General features: G+C 53.7%; 1 protein-coding gene. It reads left to right on the top strand.

The features are described 5' to 3' along the window. The first annotated feature begins 3 nt into the window (after nucleotides 1–3). Complete coding sequence (locus AC6R0L_RS02870) at nucleotides 4–12537, top strand: VCBS domain-containing protein (RefSeq protein ID WP_500628157.1); 12534 nt, start codon at nucleotides 4–6, stop codon at nucleotides 12535–12537. Nucleotides 12538–12559 lie beyond the last annotated feature (22 nt).

Here is a 12559-nt window from a genome sequence, read left to right as displayed (position 1 = left end):
ACCATCACCATCAATGGTGCGAACGACGGCGCGAAAATCACAGGCGATGATAGCGGCAGCGTGACCGAAGACGCGGCGGATAACACCGCGACGGGCACCTTGCTCGCAAGCGACGTGGACAACACAGACAACGTGTTCCAGGCGCAAACCGATGCGGCGGGCCAGTACGGCACGTTCAGTGTGGATGCGAACGGCAAGTGGACCTACGTGCTGGATAACGGCAACGAGACGGTCGATGCGTTGAACGTGGACGATACACTGACAGAAACCTTCACGGTGAAATCGGAAGACGGCACCGAGCAGGTGGTGACCATCACCATCAATGGTGCGAACGACGGCGCGAAAATCACAGGCGATGATAGCGGCAGCGTGACCGAAGACGCGGCGGATAACACCGCGACGGGCACCTTGCTCGCAAGCGACGTGGACAACACAGACAACGTGTTCCAGGCGCAAACCGATGCGGCGGGCCAGTACGGCACGTTCAGTGTGGATGCGAACGGCAAGTGGACCTACGTGCTGGATAACGGCAACGAGACGGTCGATGCGTTGAACGTGGACGATACACTGACAGAAACCTTCACGGTGAAATCGGAAGACGGCACCGAGCAGGTGGTGACCATCACCATCAATGGTGCGAACGACGGCGCGAAAATCACAGGCGATGATAGCGGCAGCGTGACCGAAGACGCGGCGGATAACACCGCGACGGGCACCTTGCTCGCAAGCGACGTGGACAACACAGACAACGTGTTCCAGGCGCAAACCGATGCGGCGGGCCAGTACGGCACGTTCAGTGTGGATGCGAACGGCAAGTGGACCTACGTGCTGGATAACGGCAACGAGACGGTCGATGCGTTGAACGTGGACGATACACTGACAGAAACCTTCACGGTGAAATCGGAAGACGGCACCGAGCAGGTGGTGACCATCACCATCAATGGTGCGAACGACGGCGCGAAAATCACAGGCGATGATAGCGGCAGCGTGACCGAAGACGCGGCGGATAACACCGCGACGGGCACCTTGCTCGCAAGCGACGTGGACAACACAGACAACGTGTTCCAGGCGCAAACCGATGCGGCGGGCCAGTACGGCACGTTCAGTGTGGATGCGAACGGCAAGTGGACCTACGTGCTGGATAACGGCAACGAGACGGTCGATGCGTTGAACGTGGACGATACACTGACAGAAACCTTCACGGTGAAATCGGAAGACGGCACCGAGCAGGTGGTGACCATCACCATCAATGGTGCGAACGACGGCGCGAAAATCACAGGCGATGATAGCGGCAGCGTGACCGAAGACGCGGCGGATAACACCGCGACGGGCACCTTGCTCGCAAGCGACGTGGACAACACAGACAACGTGTTCCAGGCGCAAACCGATGCGGCGGGCCAGTACGGCACGTTCAGTGTGGATGCGAACGGCAAGTGGACCTACGTGCTGGATAACGGCAACGAGACGGTCGATGCGTTGAACGTGGACGATACACTGACAGAAACCTTCACGGTGAAATCGGAAGACGGCACCGAGCAGGTGGTGACCATCACCATCAATGGTGCGAACGACGGCGCGAAAATCACAGGCGATGATAGCGGCAGCGTGACCGAAGACGCGGCGGATAACACCGCGACGGGCACCTTGCTCGCAAGCGACGTGGACAACACAGACAACGTGTTCCAGGCGCAAACCGATGCGGCGGGCCAGTACGGCACGTTCAGTGTGGATGCGAACGGCAAGTGGACCTACGTGCTGGATAACGGCAACGAGACGGTCGATGCGTTGAACGTGGACGATACACTGACAGAAACCTTCACGGTGAAATCGGAAGACGGCACCGAGCAGGTGGTGACCATCACCATCAATGGTGCGAACGACGGCGCGAAAATCACAGGCGATGATAGCGGCAGCGTGACCGAAGACGCGGCGGATAACACCGCGACGGGCACCTTGCTCGCAAGCGACGTGGACAACACAGACAACGTGTTCCAGGCGCAAACCGATGCGGCGGGCCAGTACGGCACGTTCAGTGTGGATGCGAACGGCAAGTGGACCTACGTGCTGGATAACGGCAACGAGACGGTCGATGCGTTGAACGTGGACGATACACTGACAGAAACCTTCACGGTGAAATCGGAAGACGGCACCGAGCAGGTGGTGACCATCACCATCAATGGTGCGAACGACGGCGCGAAAATCACAGGCGATGATAGCGGCAGCGTGACCGAAGACGCGGCGGATAACACCGCGACGGGCACCTTGCTCGCAAGCGACGTGGACAACACAGACAACGTGTTCCAGGCGCAAACCGATGCGGCGGGCCAGTACGGCACGTTCAGTGTGGATGCGAACGGCAAGTGGACCTACGTGCTGGATAACGGCAACGAGACGGTCGATGCGTTGAACGTGGACGATACACTGACAGAAACCTTCACGGTGAAATCGGAAGACGGCACCGAGCAGGTGGTGACCATCACCATCAATGGTGCGAACGACGGCGCGAAAATCACAGGCGATGATAGCGGCAGCGTGACCGAAGACGCGGCGGATAACACCGCGACGGGCACCTTGCTCGCAAGCGACGTGGACAACACAGACAACGTGTTCCAGGCGCAAACCGATGCGGCGGGCCAGTACGGCACGTTCAGTGTGGATGCGAACGGCAAGTGGACCTACGTGCTGGATAACGGCAACGAGACGGTCGATGCGTTGAACGTGGACGATACACTGACAGAAACCTTCACGGTGAAATCGGAAGACGGCACCGAGCAGGTGGTGACCATCACCATCAATGGTGCGAACGACGGCGCGAAAATCACAGGCGATGATAGCGGCAGCGTGACCGAAGACGCGGCGGATAACACCGCGACGGGCACCTTGCTCGCAAGCGACGTGGACAACACAGACAACGTGTTCCAGGCGCAAACCGATGCGGCGGGCCAGTACGGCACGTTCAGTGTGGATGCGAACGGCAAGTGGACCTACGTGCTGGATAACGGCAACGAGACGGTCGATGCGTTGAACGTGGACGATACACTGACAGAAACCTTCACGGTGAAATCGGAAGACGGCACCGAGCAGGTGGTGACCATCACCATCAATGGTGCGAACGACGGCGCGAAAATCACAGGCGATGATAGCGGCAGCGTGACCGAAGACGCGGCGGATAACACCGCGACGGGCACCTTGCTCGCAAGCGACGTGGACAACACAGACAACGTGTTCCAGGCGCAAACCGATGCGGCGGGCCAGTACGGCACGTTCAGTGTGGATGCGAACGGCAAGTGGACCTACGTGCTGGATAACGGCAACGAGACGGTCGATGCGTTGAACGTGGACGATACACTGACAGAAACCTTCACGGTGAAATCGGAAGACGGCACCGAGCAGGTGGTGACCATCACCATCAATGGTGCGAACGACGGCGCGAAAATCACAGGCGATGATAGCGGCAGCGTGACCGAAGACGCGGCGGATAACACCGCGACGGGCACCTTGCTCGCAAGCGACGTGGACAACACAGACAACGTGTTCCAGGCGCAAACCGATGCGGCGGGCCAGTACGGCACGTTCAGTGTGGATGCGAACGGCAAGTGGACCTACGTGCTGGATAACGGCAACGAGACGGTCGATGCGTTGAACGTGGACGATACACTGACAGAAACCTTCACGGTGAAATCGGAAGACGGCACCGAGCAGGTGGTGACCATCACCATCAATGGTGCGAACGACGGCGCGAAAATCACAGGCGATGATAGCGGCAGCGTGACCGAAGACGCGGCGGATAACACCGCGACGGGCACCTTGCTCGCAAGCGACGTGGACAACACAGACAACGTGTTCCAGGCGCAAACCGATGCGGCGGGCCAGTACGGCACGTTCAGTGTGGATGCGAACGGCAAGTGGACCTACGTGCTGGATAACGGCAACGAGACGGTCGATGCGTTGAACGTGGACGATACACTGACAGAAACCTTCACGGTGAAATCGGAAGACGGCACCGAGCAGGTGGTGACCATCACCATCAATGGTGCGAACGACGGCGCGAAAATCACAGGCGATGATAGCGGCAGCGTGACCGAAGACGCGGCGGATAACACCGCGACGGGCACCTTGCTCGCAAGCGACGTGGACAACACAGACAACGTGTTCCAGGCGCAAACCGATGCGGCGGGCCAGTACGGCACGTTCAGTGTGGATGCGAACGGCAAGTGGACCTACGTGCTGGATAACGGCAACGAGACGGTCGATGCGTTGAACGTGGACGATACACTGACAGAAACCTTCACGGTGAAATCGGAAGACGGCACCGAGCAGGTGGTGACCATCACCATCAATGGTGCGAACGACGGCGCGAAAATCACAGGCGATGATAGCGGCAGCGTGACCGAAGACGCGGCGGATAACACCGCGACGGGCACCTTGCTCGCAAGCGACGTGGACAACACAGACAACGTGTTCCAGGCGCAAACCGATGCGGCGGGCCAGTACGGCACGTTCAGTGTGGATGCGAACGGCAAGTGGACCTACGTGCTGGATAACGGCAACGAGACGGTCGATGCGTTGAACGTGGACGATACACTGACAGAAACCTTCACGGTGAAATCGGAAGACGGCACCGAGCAGGTGGTGACCATCACCATCAATGGTGCGAACGACGGCGCGAAAATCACAGGCGATGATAGCGGCAGCGTGACCGAAGACGCGGCGGATAACACCGCGACGGGCACCTTGCTCGCAAGCGACGTGGACAACACAGACAACGTGTTCCAGGCGCAAACCGATGCGGCGGGCCAGTACGGCACGTTCAGTGTGGATGCGAACGGCAAGTGGACCTACGTGCTGGATAACGGCAACGAGACGGTCGATGCGTTGAACGTGGACGATACACTGACAGAAACCTTCACGGTGAAATCGGAAGACGGCACCGAGCAGGTGGTGACCATCACCATCAATGGTGCGAACGACGGCGCGAAAATCACAGGCGATGATAGCGGCAGCGTGACCGAAGACGCGGCGGATAACACCGCGACGGGCACCTTGCTCGCAAGCGACGTGGACAACACAGACAACGTGTTCCAGGCGCAAACCGATGCGGCGGGCCAGTACGGCACGTTCAGTGTGGATGCGAACGGCAAGTGGACCTACGTGCTGGATAACGGCAACGAGACGGTCGATGCGTTGAACGTGGACGATACACTGACAGAAACCTTCACGGTGAAATCGGAAGACGGCACCGAGCAGGTGGTGACCATCACCATCAATGGTGCGAACGACGGCGCGAAAATCACAGGCGATGATAGCGGCAGCGTGACCGAAGACGCGGCGGATAACACCGCGACGGGCACCTTGCTCGCAAGCGACGTGGACAACACAGACAACGTGTTCCAGGCGCAAACCGATGCGGCGGGCCAGTACGGCACGTTCAGTGTGGATGCGAACGGCAAGTGGACCTACGTGCTGGATAACGGCAACGAGACGGTCGATGCGTTGAACGTGGACGATACACTGACAGAAACCTTCACGGTGAAATCGGAAGACGGCACCGAGCAGGTGGTGACCATCACCATCAATGGTGCGAACGACGGCGCGAAAATCACAGGCGATGATAGCGGCAGCGTGACCGAAGACGCGGCGGATAACACCGCGACGGGCACCTTGCTCGCAAGCGACGTGGACAACACAGACAACGTGTTCCAGGCGCAAACCGATGCGGCGGGCCAGTACGGCACGTTCAGTGTGGATGCGAACGGCAAGTGGACCTACGTGCTGGATAACGGCAACGAGACGGTCGATGCGTTGAACGTGGACGATACACTGACAGAAACCTTCACGGTGAAATCGGAAGACGGCACCGAGCAGGTGGTGACCATCACCATCAATGGTGCGAACGACGGCGCGAAAATCACAGGCGATGATAGCGGCAGCGTGACCGAAGACGCGGCGGATAACACCGCGACGGGCACCTTGCTCGCAAGCGACGTGGACAACACAGACAACGTGTTCCAGGCGCAAACCGATGCGGCGGGCCAGTACGGCACGTTCAGTGTGGATGCGAACGGCAAGTGGACCTACGTGCTGGATAACGGCAACGAGACGGTCGATGCGTTGAACGTGGACGATACACTGACAGAAACCTTCACGGTGAAATCGGAAGACGGCACCGAGCAGGTGGTGACCATCACCATCAATGGTGCGAACGACGGCGCGAAAATCACAGGCGATGATAGCGGCAGCGTGACCGAAGACGCGGCGGATAACACCGCGACGGGCACCTTGCTCGCAAGCGACGTGGACAACACAGACAACGTGTTCCAGGCGCAAACCGATGCGGCGGGCCAGTACGGCACGTTCAGTGTGGATGCGAACGGCAAGTGGACCTACGTGCTGGATAACGGCAACGAGACGGTCGATGCGTTGAACGTGGACGATACACTGACAGAAACCTTCACGGTGAAATCGGAAGACGGCACCGAGCAGGTGGTGACCATCACCATCAATGGTGCGAACGACGGCGCGAAAATCACAGGCGATGATAGCGGCAGCGTGACCGAAGACGCGGCGGATAACACCGCGACGGGCACCTTGCTCGCAAGCGACGTGGACAACACAGACAACGTGTTCCAGGCGCAAACCGATGCGGCGGGCCAGTACGGCACGTTCAGTGTGGATGCGAACGGCAAGTGGACCTACGTGCTGGATAACGGCAACGAGACGGTCGATGCGTTGAACGTGGACGATACACTGACAGAAACCTTCACGGTGAAATCGGAAGACGGCACCGAGCAGGTGGTGACCATCACCATCAATGGTGCGAACGACGGCGCGAAAATCACAGGCGATGATAGCGGCAGCGTGACCGAAGACGCGGCGGATAACACCGCGACGGGCACCTTGCTCGCAAGCGACGTGGACAACACAGACAACGTGTTCCAGGCGCAAACCGATGCGGCGGGCCAGTACGGCACGTTCAGTGTGGATGCGAACGGCAAGTGGACCTACGTGCTGGATAACGGCAACGAGACGGTCGATGCGTTGAACGTGGACGATACACTGACAGAAACCTTCACGGTGAAATCGGAAGACGGCACCGAGCAGGTGGTGACCATCACCATCAATGGTGCGAACGACGGCGCGAAAATCACAGGCGATGATAGCGGCAGCGTGACCGAAGACGCGGCGGATAACACCGCGACGGGCACCTTGCTCGCAAGCGACGTGGACAACACAGACAACGTGTTCCAGGCGCAAACCGATGCGGCGGGCCAGTACGGCACGTTCAGTGTGGATGCGAACGGCAAGTGGACCTACGTGCTGGATAACGGCAACGAGACGGTCGATGCGTTGAACGTGGACGATACACTGACAGAAACCTTCACGGTGAAATCGGAAGACGGCACCGAGCAGGTGGTGACCATCACCATCAATGGTGCGAACGACGGCGCGAAAATCACAGGCGATGATAGCGGCAGCGTGACCGAAGACGCGGCGGATAACACCGCGACGGGCACCTTGCTCGCAAGCGACGTGGACAACACAGACAACGTGTTCCAGGCGCAAACCGATGCGGCGGGCCAGTACGGCACGTTCAGTGTGGATGCGAACGGCAAGTGGACCTACGTGCTGGATAACGGCAACGAGACGGTCGATGCGTTGAACGTGGACGATACACTGACAGAAACCTTCACGGTGAAATCGGAAGACGGCACCGAGCAGGTGGTGACCATCACCATCAATGGTGCGAACGACGGCGCGAAAATCACAGGCGATGATAGCGGCAGCGTGACCGAAGACGCGGCGGATAACACCGCGACGGGCACCTTGCTCGCAAGCGACGTGGACAACACAGACAACGTGTTCCAGGCGCAAACCGATGCGGCGGGCCAGTACGGCACGTTCAGTGTGGATGCGAACGGCAAGTGGACCTACGTGCTGGATAACGGCAACGAGACGGTCGATGCGTTGAACGTGGACGATACACTGACAGAAACCTTCACGGTGAAATCGGAAGACGGCACCGAGCAGGTGGTGACCATCACCATCAATGGTGCGAACGACGGCGCGAAAATCACAGGCGATGATAGCGGCAGCGTGACCGAAGACGCGGCGGATAACACCGCGACGGGCACCTTGCTCGCAAGCGACGTGGACAACACAGACAACGTGTTCCAGGCGCAAACCGATGCGGCGGGCCAGTACGGCACGTTCAGTGTGGATGCGAACGGCAAGTGGACCTACGTGCTGGATAACGGCAACGAGACGGTCGATGCGTTGAACGTGGACGATACACTGACAGAAACCTTCACGGTGAAATCGGAAGACGGCACCGAGCAGGTGGTGACCATCACCATCAATGGTGCGAACGACGGCCCAACGGCGACAGCGAACAGCTACGATGTGGATGAAGGCGGTAACGTGTCCGGTAACCTCATTGGGGACGACACGGGGGCTGGCAAGGACAGCGATCCAGAAAACGACACCTTGTGTGTGACGCACATTAACGGTCAGGCACTGAGCTTTAATCCCGACGGTGAAGCGAAAGTGACCATTGGTGACGGCGAGCTGACGGTGAAAGCTGACGGCAGCTTCAGCTATGAGCACAACGGTGTAGAGCCACTACCAACGTCCTTCGAGTACACCGTTAGTGACGGTAGCCTCAGCAGCAATGCGAAGGTAACGCTCAATGTCGAGCAAGTGAACGACGGCCCAATCGCATTAGACGACCCACAAGGTTTTGTTTTGTCTCTTGGCTCTTTTGACACCGAAAATGGGGCTTGGGATAACAAAGGTCTGGTAAGCATCGATGCTTCCTTTAATGGCTCTAGGCAAGGTATTTCTCAGAATTATGATTCGAAGAGTGTTGGTATCGGTGTTGACAGTGATGTCAATGCTGGTCCTGCTGCACAAATCCAATATGACCGCCATACTGGTGAATCTGAGAAGTTAACCTTCAAGTTTGACGCTCCAGCTACAGAAGGTAAGTTCAAAGTAAGCCACTTATATGCTGTTGAAGGTGGTTCAAGTGAACAAGGCAAGTGGACTGCATATCTAAACGGTGTGGCTATTGCCAGCGGGCTATTTGCGAATACAAACGGTCATGTTGGTGAGTTTGATATTGATACCAACGGTTTTGCATTTGATGAAATAGTGTTTGAAGCAACCGAGTTTACTGGCGGAGATCAAGGTAAGGGAGATTCATCAGATTACTTCCTAGAAGGCCTAGAGGTTGGTTCAGAAGGTATATTTGCTTTCAATGAAGATGATGTCATTTCGATTCCTGTTTCGGAACTTCTAAGCAACGATAGCGATTCCGATACAGAGCACTCAAAGTTGGCGATTAATGACATATTTAACCTAGTGGATGGGGATGGAAATCCGATTCCAGGCGCAAGCTTCGAAGTATTAGGTGAGAATGTGGTAGTTACGGTACCTGAAAACTATTATGGAAAAGTAAGCTTCGAATACAACATCACTGACGGCGATCTTACGAGTAACGATGCTACTGTAAGTATTGTTATCAACCCTGTAAACGATGCGCCGACAGTTAGTGACCTCGTTAATGTAGTAACTGATGAAGATACCCCTCATGTACTGACTGTCGCAGATTTTGGTAATTACTTTGATTTCGAATCCGACTCTATAGTTTCTATAAAAATTACTTCATTACCGGAAGAAGGAGTTCTTGAATATAAACTCGATGGCAATTGGGTACGTGTAAACATCGACCAAGAATTTACGGTTGTGGACCTTGACGGTGATAAAGTTCGTTTTGTACCTGGTAATAATGAATCAGGCCTGGATTACGCATCGATTGGGTTTGAAGTAAGTGATGGTGAAGACTATAGTGACGGTAAATATCAGCTTAATGTCGTTGTAACACCCGTTGCAGATTCACCTTTCGTTACGTTGACCATTGGAGAACCAACGTCTCGCGTTGTCGACGATTTTGATTACGATAAGGTGATAAGTGATCTTAAGTCGAGTGCCGGTGAAATTAAAATAGGTACTGAACTATCTGAACAACTTTTTACATCGGAATGGAATAGTACACATGATTATATTGAAGGTCATGGAAGTGCAGATCACATGGTTGGTTACGATGGTAATGATATTTTGTTTGGTGGTGCTGGGGATGATTCACTTTATGGCGGCAACCCATCTAATCAGTCTGATTTGACGGATGGTTTTGATACAGTTATATACACTGGTAATTTTTCTGATTATGTTATAACTCCACATGACTCAGGTTCAAATATATCGATACAACTTGTTGATAAGCGTGGAATTGATACAGCCAGTGCTGAAGGTGATCGCTTATACAGCATTGAAAGACTTATATTTGCTGACGGAATATACGTTGTGGAGGATGGCGTACCAGTAAAACAAGAGCAAACGGAAACCGTACTTCCTGTAGATATTATAGTATCGCTAGATGATTTGGATGGAAGTGAATTTATTCAAGAACAATCGGTTACGTTGAATGGTGTGCCAGATGGCGTTCAATTAGTGATTGAGGGGGTGGTACAACCTCCTAACTCTGATGGTTCTTACACAGTGACGCTGGAGTTAACAAATGATGGCTTGTATGGGAATATTAGCGCTGAATTAGTTGCTCGAAGTGATTACGAGGGCAGCCTCGATTTTGATTTGTCAGCATCTGCGACTAGCCAAGAGAAAGTTGGTGATGATTTTGCCACAACCACTACATCTGTGGACGCCACTCTATCTAGCTCTGACCTGATTATTGATACAAATGCTAGTTCAACAGTCGAGGGTCATGGTGGTGATGATGTAATCGTCGCTGATATTGGTGGATACCACACAAGTATCATTCCTGCAGTAGACTATAATATCGCTATTGTTGCGGACCTGTCAGGAAGTATGGATACAGAAATGGGTTCATCGACGCGTATTGAGGTTATGAAAGATGCGCTTACCAATTTTGTTAACACTTTATATGATCACACAGGCAGAATAAATATCACGCTCATAGGCTTTGGCACGACCGCTGAGATTGCTGTTGATATTAAAGACCTAAAGTCAGGAAATAGCATTGACGATTTAATTAGATCTATAGAGTCTTTAGCTATTGGTGATGTGGATGGTAACGAAAATCAAGATGTTGGTCAGGCAACTAACTACGAAGCCGCGTTCGAGCAGGCTAATAACTGGTTTAATGCTGATCAGCAGAACAATGATTATGAGAATCTAACTTTATTCTTAACTGATGGTAAGCCAACGACGCATAACGGAGATTCTTCTGGTTCAGGCGCTTCATTAGATAATGCAGACTTCATCAATGCTATCGACGATTATCAACAAGTCGCTTCCAAAGGTACTGTCCGTGCTATTGGTATAGGTAACGGCATCAATGAAGACACGTTGAAGTTCTTCGATAACTCTACTAACAATACCCAGAATCAGGTAGTGGAGCTAGAGTTTGAAGACAGTATTAAAGCTAAGAGGGGCAAATATAGCTATGATACGGTATTTAGTTTTGAATTGTCAGATACTAATTCAGAGTCAGCGGATCTAAGCTTCTACATTGAGGAAAGCTATAATAAGGAGCTTGAGCAGGGCTTCTGGCACTCTGACACTGTAATATGGTGGTTAGTAGATAAAGATAATAATGCAGTAGCATCTGGAGATAGGTTAGGTGCCGCTTCGGTTACCGGATTGGCAGCAGGTCAGTATCATCTTGTAGTGCAAGTCAATAACAACGTATCATGGCATCAATCTGACCAAGATCAGGTTACTGTTAGTGGTAAGCTCTCTGTAGAGCTTCCAGTTGGTCAAGTCGACATTGTTAATTCAGGTGAGGAACTCACAGCAGCGTTGATTGGTGAAACTTCAAATAGTGTACTTGCAGAGTTAGGAAATGACACGCTTCTAGGCGGACGTGGTGATGATATTCTATTTGGTGATGCAATTAATAGCGATCACTTGCCTGGGGGTATAGATGGTAACCCCATCAAACCATTAGACCTTGATGTTGATGCTGATGCTGGCATTGATGGCGTACAACGTTTCCTTAACGAACTAAACGGTTCCGAGCCTACTCAACAAGAGTTGTATGACTTTATTAAACAAAATCACGATGCTTATAGATTATTCGATGAAAGTAGAGGCGGTGACGATGTACTCAATGGAGGTGAAGGGAATGACATTCTATATGGCCAAGGTGGACACGACACTCTCATTGGCGGATTAGGTGACGACATCCTTACAGGGGGAGATGGAGCTGATATCTTCAAGTGGGTTGACGGCGACTTAGACGGTTCAGTCGATGTGATTAAAGACTTCAGCAAAGATGAAGGTGACAAGATTGATCTTTCCGAGTTGTTTGAAGGTGATGATAGATCTGTCGACGATATTATTAGCCAGTATGTAAAAGTGGAAGACACCGATGCGGATGACAATCATGCAGAGATAGTCGTGACGAAAGGCGATGATAGAGTGACGATAGAGCTTGAAGGCTGGAATAGTGCAGACTTGACCGATCAGCTTAAAGACATTCTAATTATCAAAGACTAAAGCTAAAAGAGCCGACCTCAAT

Source organism: Vibrio sp. R15-SG3-ISO1A, from assembly GCF_059833955.1.
This window is presented reverse-complemented; position numbering and strand designations above follow the sequence as displayed.